The organism is Ruegeria meonggei, assembly GCF_900172215.1.
GTDB classification, from domain to species: Bacteria; Pseudomonadota; Alphaproteobacteria; order Rhodobacterales; family Rhodobacteraceae; genus Ruegeria; species Ruegeria meonggei.
In genome coordinates this window covers 146241-172861 of the sequence record NZ_FWFP01000009.1, presented here as the reverse complement: position 1 = coordinate 172861, position 26621 = coordinate 146241, and the positions used below count along the sequence as shown (strand labels likewise).

At 54.2% G+C, this 26621-nt stretch carries 26 protein-coding genes and 2 pseudogenes; 9 read left to right on the top strand and 19 right to left on the bottom strand.

The features are described from left to right. Nucleotides 1-95 precede the first annotated feature (95 nt). Nucleotides 96-1319, top strand: a complete 1224-nt coding sequence (locus RUM8411_RS15710; protein ID WP_085823661.1) for an NADH:flavin oxidoreductase/NADH oxidase family protein — start codon at nt 96-98, stop codon at nt 1317-1319. Nucleotides 1320-1342: 23 nt separating this feature from the next. Here the strand turns inward: RUM8411_RS15710 and RUM8411_RS15705 are convergent. The 4 genes and pseudogenes from RUM8411_RS15705 to RUM8411_RS15690 form a co-directional block, all read right to left on the bottom strand. Next, a pseudogene (locus RUM8411_RS15705) lies at nt 1343-1744 on the bottom strand (VOC family protein). After that, complete coding sequence (locus tag RUM8411_RS15700) at nt 1741-2049, bottom strand: ArsR/SmtB family transcription factor (protein ID WP_085823660.1); 309 nt, start codon at nt 2047-2049, stop codon at nt 1741-1743. Before RUM8411_RS15700 ends, RUM8411_RS15705 begins: the two are co-directional and overlap by 4 nt. 187 nt (nt 2050-2236) lie before the next feature. Further along, entirely contained in the window at nt 2237-3169 is a 933-nt protein-coding gene (locus RUM8411_RS15695) for a DMT family transporter (RefSeq protein WP_234995262.1), read from the bottom strand. Between the two features lie 557 nt (nt 3170-3726). Continuing rightward, nucleotides 3727-4596, bottom strand: a complete 870-nt coding sequence (locus tag RUM8411_RS15690; RefSeq protein WP_085823659.1) for a LysR family transcriptional regulator — start codon at nt 4594-4596, stop codon at nt 3727-3729. Nucleotides 4597-4714: 118 nt separating this feature from the next. On the opposite strand from RUM8411_RS15690, the gene RUM8411_RS15685 reads away from it, so the two are divergent. Genes RUM8411_RS15685 through RUM8411_RS15675 form a run of 3 tightly spaced genes read left to right on the top strand, consistent with a single transcriptional unit; the run spans nt 4715 to nt 7083 of the window. Beyond that, nucleotides 4715-5584, top strand: coding sequence for a HalD/BesD family halogenase (locus tag RUM8411_RS15685; RefSeq protein ID WP_085823658.1), 870 nt, complete (start codon nt 4715-4717; stop codon nt 5582-5584). An 11-nt stretch (nt 5585-5595) separates the two neighbouring features. Continuing rightward, nucleotides 5596-6147 (top strand): isochorismatase family protein, encoded by a 552-nt coding sequence (locus RUM8411_RS15680; protein WP_085823657.1) that lies wholly within the window; start codon nt 5596-5598, stop codon nt 6145-6147. Nucleotides 6148-6171: 24 nt separating this feature from the next. Then, nucleotides 6172-7083 carry an NAD(P)-dependent oxidoreductase gene (locus RUM8411_RS15675; RefSeq protein ID WP_085823656.1) on the top strand — a complete coding sequence of 304 codons (912 nt, stop codon included), beginning with the start codon at nt 6172-6174 and terminating at the stop codon, nt 7081-7083. A 212-nt stretch (nt 7084-7295) separates the two neighbouring features. On the opposite strand, the pseudogene RUM8411_RS23070 reads toward RUM8411_RS15675, so the two are convergent. From RUM8411_RS23070 to RUM8411_RS15630, 9 genes and pseudogenes are all read right to left on the bottom strand, one after another. Continuing rightward, nucleotides 7296-7466 (bottom strand): annotated as a pseudogene (locus RUM8411_RS23070) (tyrosine-type recombinase/integrase); the annotation flags it as partial. A 607-nt stretch (nt 7467-8073) separates the two neighbouring features. Beyond that, entirely contained in the window at nt 8074-8844 is a 771-nt protein-coding gene (locus RUM8411_RS15665) for a lysophospholipid acyltransferase family protein (RefSeq protein ID WP_159453909.1), read from the bottom strand. Between the two features lie 603 nt (nt 8845-9447). Beyond that, nucleotides 9448-10326 carry a CopD family protein gene (locus RUM8411_RS15660; protein ID WP_085823654.1) on the bottom strand — a complete coding sequence of 293 codons (879 nt, stop codon included), beginning with the start codon at nt 10324-10326 and terminating at the stop codon, nt 9448-9450. Further along, entirely contained in the window at nt 10323-10667 is a 345-nt protein-coding gene (locus RUM8411_RS15655) for a copper resistance CopC family protein (protein ID WP_234995261.1), read from the bottom strand. The genes RUM8411_RS15660 and RUM8411_RS15655 overlap by 4 nt, the downstream gene beginning before the upstream one ends. A 12-nt stretch (nt 10668-10679) precedes the next feature. Further along, complete coding sequence (locus RUM8411_RS15650; RefSeq protein ID WP_085823653.1) at nt 10680-11144, bottom strand: c-type cytochrome; 465 nt, start codon at nt 11142-11144, stop codon at nt 10680-10682. Continuing rightward, nucleotides 11144-11611, bottom strand: a complete 468-nt coding sequence (locus RUM8411_RS15645; protein ID WP_085823652.1) for a DUF411 domain-containing protein — start codon at nt 11609-11611, stop codon at nt 11144-11146. The genes RUM8411_RS15650 and RUM8411_RS15645 overlap by 1 nt, the downstream gene beginning before the upstream one ends. A gap of 58 nt (nt 11612-11669) precedes the next feature. Further along, the gene (locus tag RUM8411_RS15640) at nt 11670-12005 is read right to left on the bottom strand and encodes a hypothetical protein (RefSeq protein WP_085823651.1); all 336 of its coding nucleotides are present in this window, start codon (nt 12003-12005) and stop codon (nt 11670-11672) included. Between the two features lie 208 nt (nt 12006-12213). Further along, on the bottom strand, nt 12214-12741 hold the full coding sequence (locus RUM8411_RS15635; RefSeq protein WP_234995260.1) for a luciferase domain-containing protein: 528 nt from the start codon (nt 12739-12741) through the stop codon (nt 12214-12216). 77 nt (nt 12742-12818) lie between these two features. Beyond that, on the bottom strand, nt 12819-13409 hold the full coding sequence (locus RUM8411_RS15630) for a YceI family protein (RefSeq protein ID WP_085823649.1): 591 nt from the start codon (nt 13407-13409) through the stop codon (nt 12819-12821). 111 nt (nt 13410-13520) lie between these two features. On the opposite strand from RUM8411_RS15630, the gene RUM8411_RS15625 reads away from it, so the two are divergent. Next, the gene (locus RUM8411_RS15625; protein ID WP_085823648.1) at nt 13521-14102 is read left to right on the top strand and encodes a TetR/AcrR family transcriptional regulator; all 582 of its coding nucleotides are present in this window, start codon (nt 13521-13523) and stop codon (nt 14100-14102) included. Nucleotides 14103-14493: 391 nt separating this feature from the next. Here RUM8411_RS15625 and RUM8411_RS15620 read toward each other — a convergent pair whose 3' ends face one another. Next, nucleotides 14494-15603 (bottom strand): hypothetical protein, encoded by a 1110-nt coding sequence (locus tag RUM8411_RS15620; RefSeq protein ID WP_234995259.1) that lies wholly within the window; start codon nt 15601-15603, stop codon nt 14494-14496. Between the two features lie 407 nt (nt 15604-16010). On the opposite strand from RUM8411_RS15620, the gene RUM8411_RS15615 reads away from it, so the two are divergent. From RUM8411_RS15615 to RUM8411_RS15600, 3 genes are all read left to right on the top strand, one after another. Then, nucleotides 16011-16670, top strand: coding sequence for a hypothetical protein (locus RUM8411_RS15615; protein ID WP_234995258.1), 660 nt, complete (start codon nt 16011-16013; stop codon nt 16668-16670). 864 nt (nt 16671-17534) lie between these two features. After that, a complete protein-coding gene (locus RUM8411_RS15605) occupies nt 17535-18101 on the top strand; it encodes a hemerythrin domain-containing protein (protein ID WP_085823647.1) in 567 nt (188 codons plus the stop codon). 10 nt (nt 18102-18111) lie between these two features. After that, nucleotides 18112-19134, top strand: coding sequence for a glutathione S-transferase C-terminal domain-containing protein (locus RUM8411_RS15600; RefSeq protein WP_085823646.1), 1023 nt, complete (start codon nt 18112-18114; stop codon nt 19132-19134). An 816-nt stretch (nt 19135-19950) separates the two neighbouring features. On the opposite strand, the gene RUM8411_RS15595 is transcribed toward RUM8411_RS15600, so the two are convergent. Then, nucleotides 19951-20973 (bottom strand): permease, encoded by a 1023-nt coding sequence (locus RUM8411_RS15595; RefSeq protein ID WP_085823645.1) that lies wholly within the window; start codon nt 20971-20973, stop codon nt 19951-19953. Between the two features lie 85 nt (nt 20974-21058). On the opposite strand from RUM8411_RS15595, the gene RUM8411_RS15590 reads away from it, so the two are divergent. Continuing rightward, the gene (locus tag RUM8411_RS15590; RefSeq protein ID WP_085823644.1) at nt 21059-21916 is read left to right on the top strand and encodes a LysR substrate-binding domain-containing protein; all 858 of its coding nucleotides are present in this window, start codon (nt 21059-21061) and stop codon (nt 21914-21916) included. A gap of 110 nt (nt 21917-22026) precedes the next feature. Here the strand turns inward: RUM8411_RS15590 and RUM8411_RS15585 are convergent, their stop codons facing one another. The 4 genes from RUM8411_RS15585 to RUM8411_RS15570 form a co-directional block, all read right to left on the bottom strand. Beyond that, nucleotides 22027-22839: a CE1 family esterase gene (locus RUM8411_RS15585; RefSeq protein ID WP_085823643.1), complete on the bottom strand. Its 813-nt coding sequence runs from the start codon at nt 22837-22839 to the stop codon at nt 22027-22029. 58 nt (nt 22840-22897) lie between these two features. Next, nucleotides 22898-24592, bottom strand: a complete 1695-nt coding sequence (locus tag RUM8411_RS15580) for an adenylate/guanylate cyclase domain-containing protein (RefSeq protein WP_159453908.1) — start codon at nt 24590-24592, stop codon at nt 22898-22900. After that, the gene (locus RUM8411_RS15575; protein ID WP_085823700.1) at nt 24589-25068 is read right to left on the bottom strand and encodes a GFA family protein; all 480 of its coding nucleotides are present in this window, start codon (nt 25066-25068) and stop codon (nt 24589-24591) included. Before RUM8411_RS15575 ends, RUM8411_RS15580 begins: the two co-directional genes overlap by 4 nt. A 308-nt stretch (nt 25069-25376) precedes the next feature. Then, a complete protein-coding gene (locus RUM8411_RS15570; RefSeq protein ID WP_085823641.1) occupies nt 25377-26522 on the bottom strand; it encodes a M24 family metallopeptidase in 1146 nt (381 codons plus the stop codon). Nucleotides 26523-26621 lie beyond the last annotated feature (99 nt).

Sequence of the window (26621 nt, the reverse complement as noted above, 5' to 3'; positions counted from 1 at the left end):
CAAAAACTATCAAATGTTGATCCAAAAAACCATATTATCAACATACCTATTCCAAGTTATCTCAGAGGTAGATCAATTAACCAAGGGGATTTGCCTTGACCTCCGCTTCGAACACCTCTCTCTTTTCACCGCTCACTCTGCCGAATGGGCGTGTGTTGAAGAACCGGATCATCAAATCGGCGATGTCGGATTCACTGGGTGATGGCCGGGGCAACCCGACCGCTGCACAGATGCGTCTCTATGAACGCTGGGCTGCTGGTGGCACGGCGGCGTCGATCATCGGTGAGGTGCAGGGTGATCCGCGTTACCCCGAAAAACCAGGTAATCTTGTGCTCGATAGTCAATCTGACACAGCGGCCTTCAGTGACCTTGCCCAGCGCGGATCGGCCAACGGTGCGCAGCTCTGGCTGCAGCTTGGTCATGCCGGAGCTTTGGCGCATCGGCCGATCAGCCTTCCCAAGGGCCCGAGCGCCATAGACTTTCCAGATTTCCATAGCGAAGCAATGTCTCTGGTTGAGATCAAGGCTATTCCAGAGTGTTTTGCCCGCACAGCCCGTTATGCGGCCGAACTGGGATTTGGTGGTGTTCAGGTTCATGCCGCACACGGATTTCTACTGAGCCAGTTTCTCTCTCCACTTTTCAACCACAGGACGGATGAATACGGCGGTCAGATCCATGCGCGGATGCGCCTTTTGATCGAGACAGTTGAAGCCGTCCGCGAAGCGGTGCCGTCTGATTTTACAGTGGCGGTCAAATTGAACGCCACTGACCAACTTGCCGGCGGGCTGACAGAAGAAGACGCGCTCAGGGTGGTTGCAGCTCTTGAAGGTAAGGGCGTTGATCTGCTGGACATCAGCGGTGGAACCTATTTCCCCGGCGCGCCCTCAAGTTCCGAACGTGCGACCAGCGGCCCGTATTTTCTGGAATTTGCCCGGGCGGCACGGGCGGTGACTGCGATGCCGCTCATGGTCACCGGTGGGTTCAAACATCGCAAAGAAGCAGAGGCCGCCGTCGTTTCAGGGGATGTGGATGCGGTGGGTATAGCACGAGGCTTCATCCTTGATCCCGCTTTGCCCAAGACCTGGCAGGCGGGAAACGGTGATCCCACCTTCCCGCGCTTCTCCACTCTGCCACCAGGTGGCATGACGGCATGGTTCACGATGCGAATGGCAGATCTGGCGCACGATCGGGAAGGTCTGGCGGATCGCGATATCGTCCAGGCTGTAGCCGAATATGAAAAACGCGACGAGCAGCGAGCAGCGACCTGGAAAAAGAGGTTTGCTTGTCGTGAAGCCCATACCGGGGCCAGCCAGGCGTAGGCAGGGTCGAAATACCGCGGCGATCACGCGGCAGCGGTGTCTGTCATCTCGATCAGTTGAATGAGATTGCCGCACGTGTCATCGAAAACCGCCATGCGAACCGGTCCTGCATCCATAGGCTCAACAACAAACTCTACGTCCAGCTCGCCCAGTCTTTTTCGTTCCGCATCAAGGTTCACAACCTGAAAGGAATGCGCGGGAATACCATCGGCAACCAGCGCGTCCTTGTAGGGCTTCACAGCCGGATGTTCACTTGGCTCAAAGAGCAATTCCGGCCCGTCTGGATCTTCGCTGGATGCAACCGTCAACCAACGACTTGCACCTTAGGGGATGTTGTTCTTCACCTTGAAACCGAGGACATCAGTGTAGAACTTCTCTGCTTTGTCTTGGTCATCGACAAAGACGTTCGTCACATAGATTTTCATGGTTTTTCTCCATTCTGTTTGTATTTTTTGATCCATAGAGCAGCCGCGACATGATCATCGCCGATAGACAACGAATGTGCTTTTGTGCGCCCTTTCCAGGATGTCTCGATCAAGCCAGCTTTCTCTAATACAGCAAGGTGCTGGGAAACCGTCTGACGGGACAATGCAACGCCATCCTCGGCAACCGATGACGCGCAGACCTCGAACAAGGGCTGAACCGGTTGCTTGCTCAGACGGTCGATGATGCGACGGCGCGTGCTGTCAGCAAGGGCTTTGAATATGAGATCGAGTTGAGTATCTGTCATCGATTGCCGATATGCAGGTGTATTACTGCATGTTAAGCTTGGTCGATAGGCCGTCATCTGTCCGGATCAGAGCAATGCCTGCAAGATAGCGCTGTGCCGACATGATGGCTCACGTTGGACCCGCGCAGGACCGGGTCGAGTTGTGACAGGAATCCTCACTCGGGAAAGGGTTTTGTCCGCGGTTTCATTATTTTACATGGCGCGGCCTGCGACGTAGCAATCGCGAGAACAACCGCCCGTCTGTGACCGCGAAACCCAGAGCAATTATGCCAAATCCGATCCATGCTTCCGGCTCCATCCGCTCGCCCAGGAACATCACACCAAGCGCAATTGCGAAAGGCGGGATCAGCAAGGTGACCAAAAGAAGATTTGCAGCGCCCGCCCGGGCCAGGATTGCAAAGTAAAGAATATAGGCCAGCACAGTAGAGAGGACCACCAAACCCAACAGCGCAGCCCAAACACTTGGGGATAGCGCAAAACTCGGGGGACCATCGACGACATAGACAACCGGAATCATGAGAATTGTGCTGCCAACCAACATGCCAAACGCGTTTACCAGCGGGGGTTGATCGGACAGCGCAGTCCGTCCCCAGACACCGGCGAAGGCATACGACAGCGTCGCGCCGAGGATTGCGAGCTGCGCCAGATTACTGGGGTTGAATTCCGTCAACGCGCTTGGCCCCATGATGAAGGCCACCCCGGCGATACCCAATGCGGCACCCACAATTTTCTTCGGTGTCAGGGGTTCGTCTTTGAGAAGTACACCCGCTACAACAGCCGCAAACATCGCGGTCGTCGCATTCAGTATCGAGGCAAGCCCACTGTTGATCTGCGTTTGCCCCCAAAAGATCAGCGAAAAGGGAATGGCGTTGTTGAGCGCCCCCATAACAAGAAAAGCGCCCCAAACTCTTAAAGACGTTGGAAACCGCAATCCTTTCAGGCCGACGATCAGGGCAAGCAGAGGAACAGCCCAGAAAACCCTGTGAAGAGTGATCGTGAGGGGCGGAACTTCCGACAACGCTACTTCGGCGAAAAAGAACGATCCGCCCCACACAGCAGCGAGCAGCAGCAACATGATCGCAGCCTTCAGATCAATCGATATCATCGGAGTTTGAGCCATGTCTTGCGTATCCAACGGTAAACTTGCGACCACTAAGTTATCTCGCGCCTCGCGGAATAGGCGACCCGTTTCTTGCGAATTGGCACGAAGGGGGAAGCTTTTCCTGCCAGCCACAGCTTAACATGACTGGGTCATGGCTCGGTCTCTGCCATTTGTTTAGGTGGACCTGTCGCGGTTTGATGCCGCCCCAAGTTCTCGTTTATGCAGCCTGGGCCTCGAAGGCCAATTCGACGTGCTGATGATAGATCGCACCTTGCATATGTTGCTGGAGAAAGATCGATTGAAGGCGCTAAAGCGGGCAGAAGTTGTCGGCGCTGTGGAAACGTTTCTTGAATTCAATGTATCGGCTTCTGGTATGCCAACCTGTGCTGTTGGCACGCGCATGAGGCCGCCAGCGAACGCCCGGAGAAGTTCCCCACAATCGGGCTGAACCTGCCGTCAAAAAGCGCGACCCTTCAGTGCCGGAGTTGCGGCTATCTCGGGCAGATTGCCTGAAGGCACTTCTCGAGATGTCCCAAAATCTTTATGGATTTACCTTGGTGGCTGCGAAGCAATCCTCAAAAGCAGGTTGCCACCCATTCACAAAATGCTGTTGATGCGCGTTTCTCGTTTGGGGTGGTATTTCGTTGGACGACATAATGTGACTGACCGTTTGCGACCGGATCACCGACAATTTTGATTGGTCGACCCGTTGCGATGGCTTGCTGTGCAAACCGCTCAAACATAATGGCACATCCGTTCTCGGATGCTGCTATTTCACAGGCAGCTACAGAGGTATCGACGACAATTCGCGGGGAAATGTTGTCAGTTGGCAGGCCATTGGCGGAAAGATAACGCGCCCAATGGTCGTCAAAGCCCAAGACGTGAATCGCGTCGAGCTTAGTCAGATCTGCGAGCCTTTGGATCTTCGTTGATGTTTGCGTCCCGCAAACGGGTACGATCCGCTCGTCCGACAGCTTGACCATGTGTGGGTCAAATTGGTTCTGCGCGGCCAACAAAATCTCGACGTCTACGGGGTGTTTTTCTAGCTCGTTTTGCCACAGCGACGTTACTAGCTTGATCCCGATGTTGGGATGTGCCTCCTGGAAGGCAGACAGTTTCGGCGAGAGCCAGATGATCATCGCCGCCGAAGCGCGCAGAATGATGGTTGTGTCTAACTCAGGCCCGAAAAGCCCGCTTGTTGAAAACGCGATGTGTTCAAGTGCATCACGCACCGAAACCAAATAGGCTTGACCGATGTCCGTAAGCTGCAGGCTTTTGGCGCGGCGGATGAATAGTTTTTGCCCAAGCTTGGTCTCTAGCGCCTTGATATGTTGGCTGACGGCTGTTTGCGTTAGGCCCAATTCATGGCTTGCGGCCGTAAAGCTTAGATGGCGAGCGGCGGCATCAAATGTGCGCAGCCAATTCAGGTTGAGGTTCTGCTTCATCCGCGTTGCATAAGTTATTTATGTGCTTGAGGGCAATTAGTTTCGTTTAACTTCCGACATTAGCCGAACTACCAAAGCGTAACGGCCCTGTAAGGACTGGAATTCAGAGGAGAGCATGATGTCAAAAACCGATCTGGGAACCGATGCAGACATGGCCCTGAACCTTGTCGATCTAGCGCGTTACCCCATTGCTGATCTGGAAACAGGTGAAGGCGCGGAGTTTCTTAAAGTGTGTCAGGACCATATGGAAACGCATGGCTGGTGCAATCTGGATGGGTTCATCCGCCCTGACGCTCTTGCCGCCCTCGAAGACGAAACGACCAACTTTTTGCCCGGAGCCGAGGTTCTGACCATCAAGCGGAACATTTATCAGGGTGCAGTTGATCCTACGCTGCCTGCTGATGACCCCAGACGTCGCGAATACACCCATGTTGCGACCCAATTGGCCGACGACCAATTGCCCGCAGATACGCTGATCCAGCAGCTTTATCAGTCAGAAATTCTTACTGATTTTGTCCGTCGAGTACAAAAGAAACCTGTGCTGTATCGCTGCGCTGATGAATTCCAGGCATTGAATGTTGTCGCACTATACCCCGGCAGTTGGCACGCATGGCATTACGACACGACTGAATGCACGGTGACGTTGCTTTTGAAAGCTGCGGAAAGTGGTGGCGATTTTGCCTTCCTTCCAAATTCCCGCACCGACGAGACCGAAGACCGCGCCGCTGTCGACCGTTTGTTGGCCGGAGACATGTCGCATACGCAAAAGTTCGATCGTAGGGCTGGAACGTTCACGTTGTTTCGCGGTGGATATTCCTTGCATGGTGTTACCGAAGTGTTTGGCGCACATCCCAGAATTACGGCAATTATGACCTATGATGAACAGATGGGCCGTGTCATCAGCGACGACATCAATGTGCGCATTTATGGCAAACGTGTCGAAAAAATTCTTGGCGATCGCAAAGCCGCGATGACACAGGCACAATAAGGAAAACTCGAATGAAAACTGCTCTTCTCGTTATTGATGTGCAAATGGCACTCGCTCATGAAGACGCCGCCGGTGCCGAGCGATCGTGCCCGGAAGCCTCCGAAAATATCGCACGATTGCTGTCACAGTTTCGCGGGTCCGGCGACAAGATCATCCATGTCCATCACCATGGCACTGATGCGGATGATCCGTTTCATCCAGACGTTCCAGGCGCTGCTGTTCAGCCATTTGCAGCCCCTCAGAATGATGAGCAGGTGATCATCAAGCACGTCTCCAGCGCGTTTGGCGGAACGACACTTCTGTCGGATTTGCGAGCTGCGGGTATTGAACGGGTGATCATCTGTGGTGCCACCGCCAATCATTGTGCGGAATCGGCTGCACGTTCGGCCAGCAGCCTTGGTTTTGATATGGTCTATGCGTCTGACGCAGTTTGGGCCTACAACTCGACGGGGCCAGATGGAGTGACCCATACCGCCGAGCAAATTCACTCAGTCACGCTTGCCAACCTTCACGGCGAATTTGGTACGGTTCAATCGACCGATGAAATCCTAGCCGCTGCATAGTTACCAACCTTAGGAGACGACCACATGCGCATTGGCTTTATCGGCCTTGGCACGATGGGTGGGGCTGCGGCCCTGAACTTGATCAAGGGCGGCCATCAGCTGGCCGTTTGTGATCTGGACCCTGACCGCGCCAATCAGCATCTCGAACTTGGAGCATCTTGGGCTGACACGCCTGCCATGGCCGCCAAAGGAGCCGACATCGTCTTTACCATGGTGTTTGGCCCAAAGCAGATCGAACAAGTGGTGCGCGGTGAGAACGGGCTTCTTTCAGCGATGGGGGAGGGTCAGATCTGGGTCGATATGACGACCAATCAGCCCAATCTTGCGCGGGAACTTGGCCTCGAACTTGCTGCCAAAGGCGCGCAGGCGGTTGATGCGCCAGTGTCTGGAGCGGTTGATGGTGCCCGTACAGGCAACATGCCACAGTTCGCAGGCGGCAGAGAGGAGACCATCGAACGCATCCGCCCTGTAATGGAGCTCATGGGGCCGATGCATTACATGGGACAAAGCGGCAGCGGATCAATCACCAAACTGGCCAGCAACCAACTCTGGGCAATTCACGCCACAGCGATGGGTGAAGCACTGGTCATGGCCGTAAAGTCCGGCGTTGAATTGTCCCGCGCATGGGAGGCCCTGAAAATAGGGGCTAGCGAAAGCTGGTGCATGCACCATGATGCCCCCTCGGTCTTTGCCGGGCACTACGATCCATCTTTCACGTTGGACCTGTGTCAAAAAGATCTGGGGCTCATTGTCGAGGCCTGTGATGATGCCGGAACACAGGCCCCAGCAACTCGTCTGGTCTGTGCGCAATTTGAGAAAGCGCGTGAGACTTACGGTGGCGACAAGGGTGAGCTGCACGTGGTGAAGCTTGAGGAAGATGCCGCGGGAGTGTCACTGCGCATGGAAGGAGACTGGGTACCTCATTGGGAAAAGTAGTGAACGAGAAACCCAATGGCCGCTCTGCAAAGTCCCAGGATCAGACATTGGCGCAGCTGCAGCGAAATAGCGCTTTTTTCGCGATGTGTGAATTGGCTACAGCCATGATTTCGCGGCCGCCGCGAATGGCGGGTTTGGCGGACCGCACCGCAGCATGGCGATCAGTGGGTGAATGTCCGCATTGGGCCGCCCGTGAGAGCGGCCCGACGATGTTAAATTTCAATAGCTTCCGCGATAGCCAACGCATCTTCTAGCTCAACACCGAGATACCGGACAGTGCTGTCCATCTTCGTGTGGCCAAGCAGAAGCTGAACAGCGCGCAGGTTGCCTGTCTTTTTGTAGATCTGAGTGACCTTGGTTCTACGCATCGAATGCGAGCCATAGCCGACATCTGGACAAGAACCGGGAAGGTACTTTCTTTGCCTTACAATGGGGCCAACGCCTATCCATCTTTCCAGTTTGCTGAGGATGGAACCCCGCTTCCTTTGATGGAAAAAGTGTTGAAAGCCCTGCCACGTGAAATGACGCCGTGGCAATGCGCGTTCTGGTTAACCTCACCCAAATTGGAACTCGGAGGAGAAAGCCCGGCAAATCGCATTCAGACCGGCGATGACTGCATAGTCGATATCGCAGGCGAAGCTGGTGGTCTGATGGCGGCTTAGTGTTAGCTTTTGGTCACTCATACGTCGTACAGCATCTGGCAAATTCGTGTCTCCCCTGCTTTTTCTGCCTCCGGCATGAATAGCGAGTTCAGGGCACTCAAATGTCCATTCTCTTCTGAGGGTTCAGTGATAATACCAAGCAGTCCAACCATAGATAAGACTGGCTAAGAGCATACTGAAATACGGGAACTAACTAGGTCTTCGCATATCGATACCCGTTGGAGAAACCCCACCGACAAGTAAAACTGTTCCGCAAATCTGTTATCTGCCGCTACGCGTAGCCGAAACTCAACAAACTCGGTTTCTGCATATTTCTGTCAAACAGACTTCACCGCTCAAACACAGCCATCATCTGCCTGCGCAATCGCGTCAGATCCTCATCCACGCTAGCGGCAGGATCGCACGCGAATGCTGGCAATGCCTCCACACGGATCGTCCCGCTGCGCGGTAAATGTTTGCCGCGTGGAAGTAGACTATCGCTGTCGTGGATGACAATAGGGGTGATCGTGCGACCGGTTTCTCGGGCGACTAAGACTGCACCCGCTTTAAAGTCCCCTAGCGATTCTGTTTTGGCTCGGGTGCCTTCTGGGAATAGCACGATGGAACAGCGGGCGGGCATTTCCTTGACAGCCTTTATCAGCGTATCCATGGCCGTTGAGCCGGAGTCCCGGTTGATAGGGACGAGACCCGCTCCATCAAAACCAGTGCGCAGGAGTTTGCTGTTCCAGAACTCTGACTTCGCCGCGAAAGTGAACCATTTGGTGTCGGGCACCACGTGCATGAGACTGAAGCCATCGAGATGGCTACGGTGGTTAACCACGATGATGCTGTTGGTGTCGGCGGCGAGGGCATTCTTTTCCTCAGGACACATCTCGACGCGGATGCTGAGGAGCCACAGCAGGCGTGAACATGACCGTTTCACCAGGCGCCAATACCAACCCCGAAACCCTCTGCGCCGAACGCAAAGAAGAGGGGCAAAGGCCACGAAGAGGAAATAAAACAGGCCGATAAGAACCAGTATAGCGCGCTTGATAAGGCGTATTGGCAATGGGTCAATGGCGCGAGTAGCGCGGTCTTGACCGTCAGGTGAAAGGGGCATGACGTCCTCTGATAGGGCCTGTGGCAGGTGCGTAAGCCGTGAATAAAGGCCAGCGGAGATCCTCCGGCAGCGCTTTGACATGCGCCACTTGCGAAGGAAGACAGCCACCGCAGACCTCTCTATCTGTCGAAGCCAGTACCAGATCAATGAGAAAAGACGATGTAGGGGAATGTATCTTGGTGCTTCAGTGTGACTTGAGTACCAACTGACCGGCCTTGGCATAGAATATCGGTAAGAGCCCGAACCCGCCATCGATCGTGTGTCGAACTATGCTCATGCAGCAGGTCACTAAGCGCGTAAGCCGGACATTCCCATGCGCTTCGCAGATGGCTGGGCTGCGGCGCATTACCGTCATTTTGGTGTCGGCAAATCGCTCCATTTTACCCGAAGATATATCCGCAAAGGTGGAATTGCAAAGCCCCGATTTGAAAGTCTGCTTCGGGCTGCCTCTAGTCACTGATACGAAAAGCAGCGAACGGCGAAACCGAGCCCCTTGGTATCCTGGTCGTCTTCTTTCGTTGCTGTGTATGCATCAGGCCGTTCGCAGACCTAAGCGGGCATACGTAAAAAAGATTTGCAGTTCCGGCTTCGGACTATAAGCCGTCAGAGATTGATGGGAGGTGTCGTCACACTGGTTAGCGTCGCCGTTGCAAACAGGATCAGGACAACAGCCAACATCTCCATTGAAATCGACCGTCGGAGAGCAATTTCCGCGCCACGCTTCTCAGCCCTGAGAGCCGGAACAAATCTCAGCTTGTTCAGCGCCGCGAGGCCAAAAAGGGCAGAAACGATCACGACCTTGACCAAAAGCCCCAATCCATATGCCGTCCCAAACAAGGCGGCTACGGAGTCCGAAAGCAGCCACGCGAGCGCTGCGCCTGCAACAATCAGGACGGCAACTCCATAAGCAGCGACACTGCCAAAGTGGTGCAGTAGATCGGCCCCAGTGGGAGTGAGCGCCGCTTTGCGTAAGGGCAGGAGAGCACCGACCCAAAACGCGGCAGCCAGCAGATGAAGAACCAGCAAGACGGCGAGAATCGCCCTAGGCTCTCCAAGCGAGTGTCCCACCTGGGCAAAGGAAATCGCTACAGCAAGACTGCCCGCCAAAGCGAACCACTGCCCGACGTGGGAGAGCAGGATTGCCAATATCGCGAGTTCACCCACTCCTCGCCAAATCGCGGCGGCTCCAAGCGGACTGTCCCAAACAAAGCCAAGCATTATTGGGTCCGTCGCACCGTCAAAGCCCATCCCAGATATCCGCGCCGCTCTGATGCCGAAACGTAGAGCAAGCATGGCAAGACCGACAATCGCAGCTCCGACCGCAAGGTACCGTGCAAGGCGCAAAACGGACGCCTCGGCGCGCGTGGCAAAGAGAACGATGAACAGGACGCCACCCATCGCCAACAGCGCCGCGCCGTAGCCAATTGCTTTCGCCAAAATGGCCAAGACAACAACACCGTCAATGGGTGCCAGACCGATCACTCAGCGACCGTGAAAGAGAAGCTGCCCTGCATCGGGTGACCGTCGGAAGCCATACCGCGCCAGTCGAAGCGGTAGCTTCCGGGTGCAAGCTCCTCCAAAGGCATAGCCCGGAACTCTATGGCGGGGTCCATACCCGTTTCGCGGTCAATTTCGACATCGCCATCGGGTGAGGTCAGCGTGACCGAGATGATGAGCATCGGATCATCGAACCGCATGGAAAGCTCCGGCACTTCCGTGACGGTAGCACCGTCAGTCGGTGTCGTTGCTTCGGACATTGAATGCGCGGCCGCAAGCATTGGAGCCATTGCTACGACCAAGCCGATAAGAGTTTGTTTGATCATCTGAGTTTTCCTCTATTCGGATTGGGCATTCAACTCGTCGTGGTACTCACGAAGGTCATAGGGCCAGGTTGACTTGATAAAAGATAGGACCGCTATGATTTCGTCATCGCTGAGCACACCTTCATAGGTCGGCATACCGGTTGGGGGCACATTTTCCATCAGTCCGGCCAGGCCAAATTTGGTCAGGGTGAAAAGCGTTTCATCATCGTGGTGCCACGTATGCCCTGTGGCGTCATGCGGCGGTGCTGGTAGCAAACCATCCTCGCCGCGTATCCGCCAGTTTGGCTGTCCTTCAAGGTTCTCACCGTGGCAGGCAGCACATTGGTCCGCGTATATATCTTGGCCAACGGCGACAACTTCCGCGTCATCAGGTGTTAAAAGACCGACCGGCTCAGAGGCTTGGGCCAAAACGAACGCTACAGAGAAACCGGCGAGCGCAAGCCCACCGGTGACCAAGAGTGTTGTGCGCCCTAGCATCAGGTGTCGAACGGCTGCGCGGTGCCCGCGCGGTAGTACACCGTACCGGCCGCAGCCTCGCCCCCAAATGCAATGACGTCGTAACGGGCGGACGGATCGTCGCCCATACCAGGGGAGCCCATTGGCATGCCGGGAACAGCAAGCCCTGTGATGTCAGGCCGATCCTTCAACACGGCTTCCAGTGCTTTGAACGGCACATGGCCCTCAAAGACATAACCATCGGCTTCAATGGTGTGACAAGATGCGAGATTCAGCGGGATACCCCGCGCTGACTTCTGTGCCTCGGGGTCAGTCAGTTCCTCAACTGTGACGGCGTAGCCACGTGCACGTGCCAAGTCGGCCCATGCGTGACAACATCCGCAACCTGGTGAGCTGAGCACGTGCATCGGGGTGCCTGCACGGACGGGAAGAGCGGTCGCGATGAGAGCAGTTGCAGATAGTGTGGTGAAGTGACGACGTGTGATCATGTCTGTCGGTCCTTTGATGTGAAATCTGAACGGAATGCGGGCGAGCGCCCGTTGCCATTCAGGCTTTCGGAGGACCGGTGGGAACACCCAGTGCGAGGCCCGAAAAATCGGCTCCAGCGCCCGTCACACTACCCACTGAGATCACCAATGGAGCAATCGGCGAAATCCCCGCCGTGGCGACAAGATCACCAAAACAGGATGTTGAACCCATGCCGCTGGTGGTGTCGCAACAATCCGCAGCAGCTTTCTCGGCATCAGCCAACGGATCGTCGTCCGCCATTTGAGCATGATGACCAGAATGATCCGATCCATGGGTCAAGCCATGCTTCACGGACGCTGCGGATGCGCCAGAGAATGCAATAACAAGAAATATCGACAGGACCAGGCGAAACATACCAAATACCTAATGGGGGTAGGAGGTTTTGACAAGTTTCGAGGATGTTTCGCCATATATATCCTAGTTGCACCCATTTTGGGTGCGCCACATCTCTGGATCATGCCCGGCTGGAACAGTGGAACATGGATCACCTGAAATTCCGGTAAAACTGAATTTTGACTGACCTGCGTATTAGTCAGCAACGGCAAGGTCAGCAGGTGGGCGTTTAACCCAAGGTGTTGCCGGTGATGAAGGTGTACGAACTTTCGACCAGATCGATGACGACATCCAACTCTTCTGGTGTGGTTGGAGTATAGATCATGACAAAGCCGCTCCATCCGGGGCGTTGATCGGCCCAAGGGTGCGCTACTGCCCAGCCGGCCTCAATTGCCCGCCGCGCCATTGCCGGGTGCAGCGAAGCGTGCAAGCTGCCATCAGTATGCATATGCGCAAACTCAAACCCACCGACGATAGAGTTCGGTTGAGACAACAACATGTCAGGATTAAGCTGAAAGCCAATCGCGCCAGGTAATGATATGCGTGTTGGGCCAAGTGTGACCCCTGGGAATTGGGCAACTCGCTCCAGCAATAGCTGGGCCAAATCGGCATTAATTTCGACACCAATCTGAGTATGCGGTACGCCGCTTGTCGTTTCGGGACGGGGCGAGGTGCGCTCCGGCAAGGAGCGCTCTTGCGCGGATGCCATCGAGCACATCAATGCTACTACCGTCACAGCAACCGCCAATGTTCTCATGTGTACATTCATCGTGTTGACCATCCGCCAATCAAAAAGATTGAGTGCTGAGCACCGTATCGGTGCCCTTGTACACTTCACTCACCCTTTAACGCTTCGATATTGATTAAGAGCTCTATCTCGTCGCTCACCGCAGGTGCAAACGCCCCAAGTCCGAATTCAGACCGCACGATGATCGCCGTCGCTGCCAGTCCCAAGGTCGGGGTGCCCTCCTTTGCACCAAACGGGTATGGCGCTGACTTGTTGAGCGTCGTTTCCAGAACAACGGGTTTGGTGATACCATTCATGGTCAGATCGCCAGAAATATTCGCGGTATTTTCCCCGGTGACTTCAATGCTGGTGGAGGCGAATGTGACCACATCACCATCGCTCGCGCGAAAAAAATCATCTGACATGAAGTGTTGCAGACGTGCATCCCAGCCCGTGATCATGGATTTTACAGGCATAGACACTGTGACAGATGACGCAGACGGATCATCTTCGTTGAACTCGATCTCGCCGCTAAAACCTGAGAACATTCCAAACGTTTCTGAGAACCCGATGTGGTTGTAGCTGAACAATACCTGACTGTGTCCAGGATCCAGCTCATAAGTTCCACTCTCGGACAATGCCGCTGTCGCGCCCATCGATAAGAGTACCGCCAGCGGGGTTGCTGCCACTTTGAACATTGATACGCTCCCGTTTTGACAAGACGTGTTTGTGGGATTTAGGTTTTGACCGACCAGACTTTTAGAACAAAATGTTCTACTATGCAACAAAATGTTCAATAGGAGGGGTGATTGAAAGAAGATCCTAGGCTGATCGCCACACGACAGACGGCGCTTGATGCGGCACAAAGGATACTGATGGATGAAGGCGTGCTGCACGTAACTCATGGCGCAGTTTCAAAGGCAACGGGCATTTCGCGCAGTACACTTTACAGGCACTGGCCAGATGCGCGCAGTCTGCGTGATGCAGCATTCCGGCGCATCGCAACACCGCCAAACATACCGCCCAAAACCGATGGCCCGCTACGATCTGATCTGCGCTGGTTACTCGGAGTACTGATGGGAGCCTTGAATGACACACCGTGGGGCCAAATCGCGCCTCAGGTGGTCGCTGCTGCGTCCAACGACGAGGAAGCAAGGCTAGTGATAACGGAATTCATGAAAGACAGGTTCGCGAGTGTTGAAGCAGTATTTGCAGCCGCAGTAGGTCGCGGTGAGATCACCGCCGACGTTCCGGTTGATCAGCTCATAGAACTAGCAGTTGCTGCCCCCTACTTCCGCAAGCTCATACGTCACGAGGCATTGGACGAGGATTGGTTGGATCGACATGTTGATCTGCTTTGCAGTATCGCGAAAACCAATTCGGGACAGTGACCATCGCCTGACTTTGCAATCAAAGCGACCCGCAACTGGCGCGAAATTACGACAGAACAGCAAGTAGTGATCAATGGCGTGTCCAGCCAGTTCCTCATAGCGGCTGCTCCAAATGGTCTTGGCAAAGATTCGCAATGATCGTTCTTCGAAATTTGCAAAGTCCGCTTACTGGGCAGTGCACCCCTAGTTACGACTCGCAGCATATGCAAATGCGCGCCACTATAGTTCAACGGCAGCTTTCAATTCCAGGCTACTGAAACCGAGCACTTGCAGAAAGCGCCCCCCCCAAGGGTGTCGTTGGCTCAAACTGAAGGTCTGGTTTGGGCTGATGGTGTGCTGAGTCCCTCTTGAACATAAGGGCGCTCTTAGAGCAATTTTTCTGTGGCTTAATTCAGCCTTCGAAATCTTCCGCATCCTCTGCAATAGCGTCTAACGATACATCTTCAGCTGTTGGTTTGTCATGTTTGATCCTAGGCGCAGCCTTTTTCCAGACGGACAGATTTGCGCCCACTTCGCCATAAAATAGAGGAACGACTTCTTCTAAGTCGGATATGAAGTTGGCCTGTTGTGTGAACCGCCCGCCGAGGCGCTTGGACAAGAAAACGTGGAAGCCGTGCGTAACCAGATGGTCCTTGCCTTCTTGGCAGATATCAATGTCTTCCCGGAGTTCTGAGACTAAGTGCTGCGTCGGCTCGCTGGCACCAGGCCAAAGCAAGCGAATATACAGCCCATCCATGTTGTCGACCTTGATCTGCCGAAGAAGCCAATTCAGCCTGGCTTTTGTCGATTTCTTATCTTCAGGTGCTCGGATGGTCATACCAACGTCGACGCACCGCCGCTTCAGGTCTGCGGTGACTTCGATAGGGGCGGCCGTATCCGGAACATCCAATGTGCATTGGAGCTGGTGGTGTTCGCGAAGCATCAGCAGCTCATCCTTTTTTCGCTGAGCCGGATCATTGATGTGCTTGCGCGACAGTTTCTCACTGACGGATGTTTCCACCAATCGGCTCAAGATCAGCGACAGGTCTCGGGTCTCCTGGTGCCAAGCATCGACTACGATCTGCGCCTCTGGCGACCGGGCCGGAATAACACCGCCTGAAGACACCAGTTTGTTGAGATCGCCCCATTCTTTGGGCATCCTAAGGAAGCCCTGGATGCCAGCGCTCTCGTGATTGAGGAAGCGTCGAAGCTCATTCAGCAACAATAGTTGGTCCTTATCTTCGACCTGCTCATTGCTGATCAGCAACTCCGCAGTCGTGACCACATGCATCCATGACCAGTGATAAACGGGAATCTTGGACCTGCTCTTCCTGACTTCCTCAACAGGGTGCGCGGTCGGCGTAGTCGCGAATTGATTGGATATCGTGATGACGCAATCGACGCCGTTCTCTTTGGCAAGAGCACGGTATCTTTCAATTTGCTCCGCATCGAGGGTGTTGTTCCCAACTTTGGTTTCGACAAGAGCCTTCCACTCGCGGGTGCCAACCTTCAGGACGATCAATCCGTCGGGCCGATCCTTGATTGTCTTGGATTGGTTCTTGAACACAACCTCGGTGAAAGCATGAACTTGGGCCCGTTTTCAACGCTTCTGGCCTATTGATTGCTGCAACGCGGCTCCCAGCTCTTCAATCTGAACCATACAGGCCAACACAATGGATGTTGTTCGGCCTTCCTTTGACGTGGTTGAGAGAACGGGGAACAAACGGGCAGCTTCGCCTTAAGCCAGGTAATCTGGCAACTTTTCAGTCATCTATGTCCCTACAACTTGAAATTGAATATTATGTCTCAAATAGACAGTTCCAGCAGCTTTCCGTCAAGTTTTCAATGAAGTACCGTTCTCAGAACGAATAGGGGAACGGCCTCTAGCGTGCTTGATAGACCACGCTCTGATAGGAGTAGCGCAATTCAATGAAGTTTCACTCGGATTGGAAGTTCACCCAATGGCAGTCTGTCGAACGAGTTGCCAACAATGACTTAACGCGGGTCGTCGCATTGGTGCCAATCATTGGTTATCTGATCCTATTCAACGACCAAATTGCGGAAATCGCTTCATTTCGGGTGATCGCTGGAGTTGAGCCGGGCGCAGAAACACCGTTTTTTCTAACTGGTGTAGCAAAGATGAGGCTGGTTTTCTTTGGCAGTCTGCTCCTTCTGTTTTCCAACCTAATATTTAAGGCCTTTCGCCCACATGTCTTGGAGCTTGCCAAGGGAGACATGGAGTTTGCAGCCAGAGTGGGAGAACGCTACAGCGTCCATGAACTTGCAGCATTGGAAGCACAAGTATTTTCCGATCATTGGAAACCGAGATTGCCATTGTTCTGGAAAGTGCACGACAAATTCAGGAACAAGAAGCCGGTGGTTACAGGCTATAGGCCTGATATGCGAAATGCCATGTTCAACGCGCATGGCGACTACATCAACTACCTTTCGCGAGAATGGTGGACCGGCGAGATGCACACATTCCGGTTGGCGCGTGTCGTTTCACTAAGTTTGGGCATCGCGGGAATTTTTTGCTTGCTATTCCTACGCTGGATATCACTCAAGGCGTCGTTGGAGACGTTCTTCTGAGACTTTGGTGATTTGGTTGGCAGCCGCATCTGATATCGGCTCAAGAACGAATGACTGCTATGGGCTAGGTGCCGTCATTTGTCGCGTTTTGCATCACCGCTGTTTCGCGAAAATACTAGCGATTGCCCTTGAGCTGGTGTCAACACGACGACCGTGCTTTATGACAGATCAGGCAAATTGATAGGGTAGACGAAAACCATGGCAGAACGTTTTGAGCGCCACCGTCAAGCTTGGACACAAGAGGAAATTCAAAAATTGCACCTACTAGTGTCAAAAGGGATGGGCTTGAAGGCCATAGCCAAAGCTCTCACGCGCTCCGAAGAATCGACCAAGAGTAGAGCGAAACTTGACAAGATAAAGATCAAGAAAGCACGCTGATTTTGGCGCCCTTAGTGTACTCTTGGCGTTCTTTACAGCCACGACCAATGGATGCTTTGGGCTGCGACCAGTCACTACATGGATCAGCTGGAGAGCACATTTGCCTCATGCTGGGCTGCGAGCCGATGTCCGCCATTGCAGCGAAACACTGGCAGACTCCACACGTCTAGTTCGGTCAAAACCACCAGTTGATCCCTATCGCTTCTACGAGCTGCACGAGCGGCTAGATGTGCAGCTCGGCACGGAACAGCTCGCGCGATACTTTGATGCCATTTTTTTGAATTAATGCAGGTACTCGCCCGGGCCTGTGGCCATGACAGCCTGTCTGGTTTCACGCAACGCGACGTCACAACCTAGAAACGCGAGATCGCTGATCTGAATGGCATCCACTTCGCGGGGGTTCGCTGATGCATAGCCACTGTGCGTCTTGCGCTACTGGTGAGGGCTGGTCCGACCTCCCACCTATGCCTCGAAAGGAGACGACCGATGCTCGATACATACACTGTCCGCCAAGACGACATGCCCCAAGAGATGCGGTTTCTCTTGAATCATTACCCCCGCGACAGCTGGGATGCTCATCCCGGGTTCAAGGAAAAAACCCGACACTGGCTGGGCGCGCATCAGATGTTCCGCCGCGTGGCAGAGCGCATTCGGCTGGATACGGAAGGGTTGTTGAACAACGATATGGGTTTGGACGGCTATGCCGGGCGGCTGTCCTACTACGGCGGCAATCTGGTTGGGAACCTGCATGGTCATCATGGCTGGGAAGATCACAGCTATTTCCCTGAACTGTCAGCTGCGGACCCGCGCTTTGATGCGGGGCTTGAACTACTGGAACAAGACCACTCCGAACTGGATAAGGTGCTTGATGACTTCACCCGGACAGCGAACCGTGTGATCAAGCTATCTGCCCTGGATGAGGCCCAGGCTTATGATGAAGTCGGAAAGGTTCATGCGACAAGCGAGATGATTGAAGCGTTCCTGAAACGGCATTTGAGTGATGAGGAAGAATTAGCCGTGCCAATCATCTTGCATCACCGGCTCAGAGGATGATTCTGACGTCATGACCGACACATCTACTGAAGAAGACCAAGCTGCCAAAAATGAGCGTCGCGCACGGGGTGAATTCGTGCGCGGCGTCAGCGGCTTTCGCCTTGCCATTGGCGATCCTGAGTTTCCGGCAGCACCCGGCCGCTATCACCTGTTCGTGGCGCTGAATTGCCCGTGGTGTCACAGAGTTACGCTGGCGCGCAGTGTGCTGGGCCTGAACAACAGCGTCACGATGGATGTGGCCTTTCCGAACCGCACCGGTGATGACGATCCAGAAGGGTCGAACCTGTGGGAATTTGCGCCCGACCGGATAGCGACACTCACAGGTGAGACTTTGCCGGAGTGCACCGGGGAAACTGGCACTGGCAGAGGGCTGCGCCTTGCCAAAAAGATCTACCGTGCCGAAGGCTCCGAAGAGCAATCCCTTCCGATCCTGTATGACAAGATCACCGGCCGCATCGTGAACAACGAAAGCGCCGAAATTATCCGAATGTTGGATGTCGCAGCAGATGCTCTTGGCAGCACCATCCCGGCAGCGGAGCGCGTTAGGCTTTACCCCGACGACGACGAACTGCGACAGCAATTGCACGACCTGAACGATTTGATCTACACGGCAATCAACAACGGCGCCTACAAGGCCGGGTTTTCGTCCGATCAAAAGATCTATGCCACAGCGTTTGACGCCTACTTCGAGACACTCGAACAGTTGGACAAGCTCCTCTCCGATGGCAGGCCATTTTTGACGGGCGCTCACTTCTCAGAAGCCGATCTGCGCCTGTTCCCAACGCTCTACCGTCACGATCCCGTCTACTATGTGCGGATGAAGCTCAACGGTGCGAGGATCCTAGATTACCCCTACTTGTGGCGGTGGCTTTGCCGTGTATACGCGCTGCCCGGCATTGCGAATGCCGGGTCCCTTATACATTGCCGCCAAGGATATTTTGGGCGCAGTTGGAATGGCGTCGTTCCTTACGGGCCCTTTAGGCCAATGCCCTATCCTGAAGCCTATCTTCGCCCTGAGCTCGCTGCGCTGTAGGCGTCGAGAGTCTTTCTGAAGTCCCAAATTCGAACTAAACGGTAGTTCTCTTGGAGCAAGAGAGCATTTCTGTTGGGCATATCGGAATCTGAAAAGATGAACTCTGAATGCCGCTTCGGGCTGAAAGCAAAATTTGAACACCAGGATTGCGCGGGTTTGTCTTGCCTCAAACAAATAGTGGCGCTGGTTATCGTGTGTAAGCGAAAACGAAGTCCTTGATCCAACCAAGGTTCACCGCGCATTATCCGCGAAACAACTCATGGCTGATCTAGAAACTTAAAACGCCACCCCAAGGGGAAATCATGCAGGTTTTTGAGCAAACTATGCAATCTTTTGGGGCGATTGCAGTTTTTTGCGCTTCCCTACAAAAATATGTAGGTGTTCTCATAACGCTGCATTGCTGTCATTGAATTCATTCAGGAAATTCGGCTGTGTTCGCCCATAATTCTGCGCGGTATTTGCGCATAAGCTTGCACGATTTGCCCATAAATTTGCGCGGTTCGAAAAACGCTCTCAATTGATGGCAGCTGTCGCGCACCTTCTTCAGCTTTGAAGGGCTATCTCTCAATCATAGGTGCATTCTGGGCGGCAAAATTCAACCCCCATCTGAAGGACGAAGCCCGTTCGCGCTTGTGATAAATTGCGGAACTGGAATCCAGTTTCTGAAGCCCAAATTCTGCGGAAGGCCGTGACGTGCATTCTATTCCATTTAGCCGAACGAGCCAAAAGCCTTCGTTTTCCTCGGCAACGGTTCTATGGCCGAATTACGGATTTGAATTGTGCTTTGCCGATGCCTGCTCAAGTTCTCGTGCGCGATCAGGCGATCCACCCAAAAGCACATCCCGCGGCGAGAGATCCCAAAATGGCAAGCAAAAGATAGAGCAAGAATGGCTTCAGTTTGAGAACTGGGGCGATGGCCATTGCGCCCCAGATACTGACCACACCACCTGAAACCAAAAAGGCCATGGCGGCACCTTCAGACATGCCGTTGTCAATCAGCCCGCGCGTTAGAGGGAGTGCGGCGTAGCCATCGATATAGGCTGGGGCGCCAACAAATACCGCAGCGGGTATGGCCCACCATTGATCCTCGCCTACGTAAGTCGCAAGTATTCCTGGGGTCAGAGCAGCATTCAACGCGTATTCGGCCGCAAAGGCAGGGATCAGGCAGATTAAGATAAGCCGTGCCGTCGCCCAGAATTGTTTGCTGAATGAATGCCGACGCGCTTGAGTTCTCCAAACCCATGGATCGAAGGTTTGGTCATTGCCACATCGCGCCGTGCTGAGTTGGCGTGCCAGACCATTGTTGCGAAGCGCGTTCAATGCCCAAGGTGCTTTGGCAAACAAGCTGGTAACCGCCCCTCCGAACACACCCAATCCGAATGCTGCGAACGTTTTGCCAATTGCAAAGCTCAATCCCAGAGTGGCAGCCGTCGTTGCGAGCATCGCAGGGTCTGTGATCGGGGATGACAACCAAAAAGCCATGATCGGGGCAAGCGGCACGCCAGCAGCCAACAACCCAGCCATCAATGGCAGTACGGTGACACCACAAACTGGCGTAATGGCCCCGATCAATGATGCGGCCACCACCGTCCGAAGAGTCCTGCCTTCGAACACGCCTGCAATGTGGGTGTCTGCTCCGCTGGCGATGATCCAGGCCGCCAGAACGATGCCCGGGATAACTATCGGGGCAACGACAACGAGGCCCCAGAGGACAAACCTGGTGGCGTCCGCAATGTGCTCCGGCCAGACGAAACCGATGCTGACCAGCAGCAATAGGCACACGCCCCAGACCATGTAGGCCTTACCTGATTGCCGGCGGGCAATTGTCTGATCGGTCATAGGATACTCCTTTGATCTTGAAAAATAGGAGATGAACAGACATGTGTGAAACGAATAGTTTTAATCACTGATATTGGCGTTTCGAATGGAAAATCTGGATAGCGATTTGTTGCGTACCTTTGTTGCCGTCGCCGAAGCAGGCAGCGTCACGGATGGCGCCGCACGCATCCATAGGTCCCAATCTGCCACAAGCCTTCAAATCAAACGCCTCGAATCCATCCTCGGCCAACCCGTATTTATGCGGCACGGGCGCGGAGTTATCCTAAGTGATACAGGTCATCGGCTATTGCCTGTTGCTCAGGACGTGACCAACCGCCTCGACGTGGCATTGAGGGACATTTCCCAAACTGCCGTGACCGGAAAACTGCGCGTGGGCATTCCCGATGATCATGGCCGAGCTAAGCTGGCGCAGATTATTGCCGCGTTTACGCGTCACCATCCACAAGTCGAACTGGAGGTAACCTGCGCTATCAGTGCGGGATTTCCCGACGCGCTCGATAAAGGATCTCTGGACCTCGCAATCTATGAGGTGGAACGCCTAGGGAAACATGAAGAACTGTTGTACGAAGATCCAACATGCTGGGTCTCATCCGCGCATCGGAATTTCCGCGCAGAAGAAGTTTTGCCCGTTGCCTTGTTCGATCACGCCTGCTGGTGGCGCGATGCGGCAATCGCTTCTCTGGAGCGCCGTTCGAAACCATATCGCATCATCTATTCAAGCCAAAGTGTTTCTGGCGTAATCGCGGCAGTAGAAGCTGGGATCGCGGCTGGTCTGCTGGGGCGTTCCTCACTTCATGCCGATCTGTCAATAGTGGGCGAGACCCTTGGCTTCAGCAGAACGCCCGCCTCGAAGCTAGTGATGGCGGCAGCCGGTTCACAGGAAACCGGGCCATTGGATGCCATGAAAACGGCTATCCGCTCTGCGTTTCTAACTAAAATCTAGAAGACGTGCCTTTTGGCCAGCCGAGCGACCCACAAGCTCTTCTAAATCTCACCGTGGCAAAACCAAATTTCATTGGAATTGATGGTGCGTCAGTTTTCCAGACTTTCAAATCAATCAAGCGCTATGGAGCTCCATCCTTTTGGGTAACCGTGCCCTCCGTCGTGCAGAGTGATTTCGAGACTACCGTATTCGCAGTTCCAGCGTTTGCGCCACAGACCCTCGGTCATTTCGCGATGTGCAGCATTGGGTGGGCATTTGTTTTCTTGCCGCCATACCGACAGGCCTTGCCAGATATCTGCTTGCGTGATGGTAACGTCAAACTCCTCGCTGTGTATTGCGCGACCTTCAAGCGGAACAACTTTGTCGGCAAACCCGTGGGTATGGAGCAAGTGTACCGGCTTTAGACAATCTTCGGTCGCCGGGAGCCAGAATCCACCGGAGGCCGGCGCGTAACCAAGAGCCAAATCCGGTGCACGACAAGCAACTTCCAAGGCCATTGATCCGCCTCTGGAAAACCCTGTCAGCAACACCCGGCCCACATTCACGTTTGCATGAAAGGCAGCGTCGGCCAAAACTTCACGGAGAAACCTTGCGTCTGAGCGGGGGTAGGTGTTCCAACCGTCTCGAACAGACCAGTCGGTGGGTTTACCATCCAACCAAGGGAGCGCGGTCGGCGCGATAAATGCGTATCCTCGCTTGGTGAATTCTTCAACAAACGCCATGTTCCCTACAATCTTCTCACCTGTACCGCCATAACCGTGCAGGTGCATCACAGCAGGTCCACCCTGCCAATCGTCCGGAAGGACGATATGATATTCTCCGGTTTCGATTTTGCACGAGTTTGTTTTGTCACCACAATCGAGGGCGATTGCCTGCCCTGAACTCACGAGTAAAACAAAAACGGCCATTACTTTGTTGTGCATAATGTCCCCCTCGGGGATTGATGTTAGCACACTTCAACACAGAATTTCCCGAGAGAGCTTACTCGGGCAGCCCCACCGCGCGAAGCCCATCCAGGATTGCGCCCCAACGTGTGGGGTCCTGAAAATGGAACCTGCGCACGCCGCTAATCCGGAAGTCCGGATCGGACGCCAATAGGGCGTCCCGCGCCCTTTCTCCTTGATCAGGTAAACCAGCCTGACCAGCCGCACTGGCAAGATATAATTGTGCGACCGGCAACCCCGGCGAGTTTTGTAGAGCCCGGTTGGCATTGGCGATGGCATTCTCGAAATCGCCCATAACCAGATATGTCTGGGCCAACGCTTGTGGGACACGGTGATATATCCGGTTCTTGGCCAGAGAAAATGAGCCCTTTTTGATGGACTTCAGCGCTAACTCTGGTTGGCCCATCAAATTCTGAATCCAGCCCAGTACCATATGCCCCTGGGCAAACTGCGGACTGATTTCGAACCCACGTTCAACACACCGCACCGCCGCATCCAAATCGCCGGTAATACCGTAGTGAAAAATCCCCCGGATCAGGTGCACGTAGTCGCTTTGATCATTCAACGAAACCGCCTTGCTCAGCCCTGCGTCGGAGGCTTCGATATCCTCCGGGCGTATCGGACGGTAACCCCATACCAATTCGCCGATCAACGTGTTCGCCTTCATCCCAACAGCCATGAAATTGCGTGGCTGGAGTGTCAGGATCCTGTCCAACAGACGGCCCGCAGCCTCCCATTCTTCAGGCTGCGATCCCATCATGTAGTGCCCCGCAAGATTCAGCATTGCCTCGGGGTCGTTTGTCTCTGTCTCAGCTGCACGCTCAGCAATTCGTTGCAGAATTCCATAACGGATCGTTGTCGCGATTTCGCCCGACAACAGATCTTCTGCCAAGAAGGGGTCGGAAAGATCACCGTTCATCCGCTGGGTCAGATAGGTTGCTGACGGGCTCGTCTCGCGTAGCTTTAGGGTGGTACGGACCTGGTTGCCGGACGCCTGAAACACTGCGGTGGCGATATGATCCGGGTCCGCATCGAGGGCGATCAGATTCACCCCCGTAAGATTGGCAAGCGCCGCCTCTACCGTGTGATTGCAGGCCTCTGCCAACATCTTGGCATCGTCATTGTTGCCAAGGGCTTCGAAGGCGGCGAGGGCTATCGTTGGTTTTTGGGATGTAGCCCCGATGGACGGTGTGGTGGCACTGTTCAGTGCACCACCTTGGTCGGGGGGCCAGACAAAGGCGTGGATCGGGCGCGAGATGTTTTTCAGCGCCAACTCACCGACATCGGCGAACAGCTCGTCCATTACACCAACGATCTTGTCACGGACGGCAGCTGAGATGCAGATACCGCCCTTCGGGGCAGCGCCTTCTAAGCGAGCTGCAAGATTCACACCGTCGCCATAGATATCGCCATCGTCAACAATCACATCGCCTATGTGAAGGCCCATGCGGTAACCGATCTGCCGATTCTGAGGCACGGATTCTTCGTCTGCGCGAACCGCTTCTTGCGCCGCTATCGCGAAGCGAACCGCTTCCACTACGCTTGAAAACTCGGCCAGAAATCCATCGCCTGTCGACTTGATGATCTTACCCCCAGCCTGCTTGATGCCGGGGTCGAACACGGACAGGCGCAGTTCTTTCTGACGCGCCAGCGTGGCTTCCTCGGCAGCTTCCACAAGCCGCGAGAAGCCGACAATGTCGGCAGCCAAGATCGAGGTAAGTTTGCGCTTCACCCTTGGGCTCGCGTGTTCAAGGAAATCCAACCGGTTTTGTCCGGTTCGGGCATAGCGACACCATCCCCTCCGAACGATGTCGGAACCGTCTTCCACTTCGGCAGGCCGTCGGCCATGTCGAAAACACGCTCGCCATAGAAGATGTGAAAGGTTGGCTCAAAGCTCAACCCGGATTCGTGCAGCGACATCGCGTAGACCGCAACGATGTCCTTACCAGGTTTGATATTCACCAATGCACCCCCGCATTTACCACAGGAAACACGATGGCTTTCATCATTCTTGTCCGATTGAACCGTCGGTCCTGACAACGAGACATTGTCTGCCGACCAGAGACACCATGCATTAACCGGCGCCGAATGCCATTTTCTGCAAGAGTGGCAATGACAATAAGCCATGACCATCGGTTCACCGGCGGTAGCAACACTACATGCGCCGCAATAGCAGATTCCTTGGTAGGTTTCAGAATCGGCACTCATTTTCCCTCTACCCCCCAATCGAGCAATGGCTGTTAACGTAAGTTTTCCGCCACGCCTTTTTCTCCAATGCACTGCCAGCTATACATTCCAATCGCCGGGTCCCAAAGTAGCTTATTTGCCTCTGAAACTGCACTTTCGAAGGTGCCGATTGTCCTTCCAACTTCGCGCACCCATTCGCGTTGCGGATGTCTAAAGATGCAACGTAATCGCGAGATCGTGGAGCAAAATTTTCAAAATGTTGAGGCCCGGCTCGCCATCTCGACTATTCGCTGTGTAAATGCATTCAAAAGACGGCGTTGGTTGGAAAGTCAAAGGATAACTGCATCCAAGGACTTTGGATGTTCTGTTATTGCTTCCCAGCCATCTTCGGTGATTATGAAACTGTCGCCGACCTGCGCACGAAATGTATCGACTGATACTGAACCATCAACAGCGAAAACCATCCCTGGCTGCAATACTGTCGTGTCGCCGGTGACCAACTGTGGCTTTTCCAAAAAACTGTAGCCAGTCGCGCGGCCACACCGGAACGGGTATTCAAAACCCGCCCCCTGTATAACCTCGGCATAGGCGGCATGGACACTTTCCGCGGTCACCCATGGTCGCAGTTCAGCAAGTGCTGCAGCCTGACTGGCCACGGCAACCTCATAGATATGCTCTTGTTGTTTGTCATCCAACTCGCCGATCCAAAAGGTGCGGTCAAAGCCCAGTTTGAAGCGGTGAAAATTGGTCATGCCGCAAAAGCACAAAAATACCGGTTCGCCTCGTTTCATGATCCGGGTTGAGGCGCGATGATGGGTTTTGGTGATGGTGTCGCCCGACGCCATTATTTGTAAAAAATGAGTGTTGGGCGACATATCCGCGTCATCGTAATGCGCTAATAAAAGCCCTGCGGCCTTTCGTGTTCCGGCCTGGGACGTGGCAATCGCAACTTCGAACTCCGGTACTCCGTCTGCAATCGCGTCGCGTCCGGCGTTCATCATAGCGCTTGCCACCTGCCCGGCATGCCGGGCCAATTGAAGTTCCTGGGCGGATTTTATCATTCGCATCTCAGCCAGTATCGGCGTGGCGCTGACTAGGTTTTCCACCGGGACCAACGTATCCAGATATGCCCGCACAACTGGTGGCATGTGATCAAGCTCGATCCCAATGCGCTTTGCGGTCTTGACCGCTTTGGGTAACTCCGACCGCCACTCTTCGCCCATACCGTCATTCCAGGCCGAAATACGGTCAACATGAGCGGCCGAACGTGCCGCATTCAGGTCTATTGTCGGCGTGATCAACAGGCTTTCACCTGACCTGTGCACAACCAGGATGGTTGGACGCCCGAACTCCATATGCAGGTAGTCATAATAGCCCGTCAGATAATAGACGTTGTCGTCATCGGTGATGAGAGCAACGTCGATTCCGGCTTCTTGCATTTGAGTGCGAAAGCTATTCATCCTCGCAGCAAACATCGTCAGTCTCCATCCTGCAGGTGTCAGTTGAGCTTCTCAAATTGAGTTGCGTGAAGGAGACGGTAGAACACGTTTGGTCCACGGTCTATAAAAGCAAAG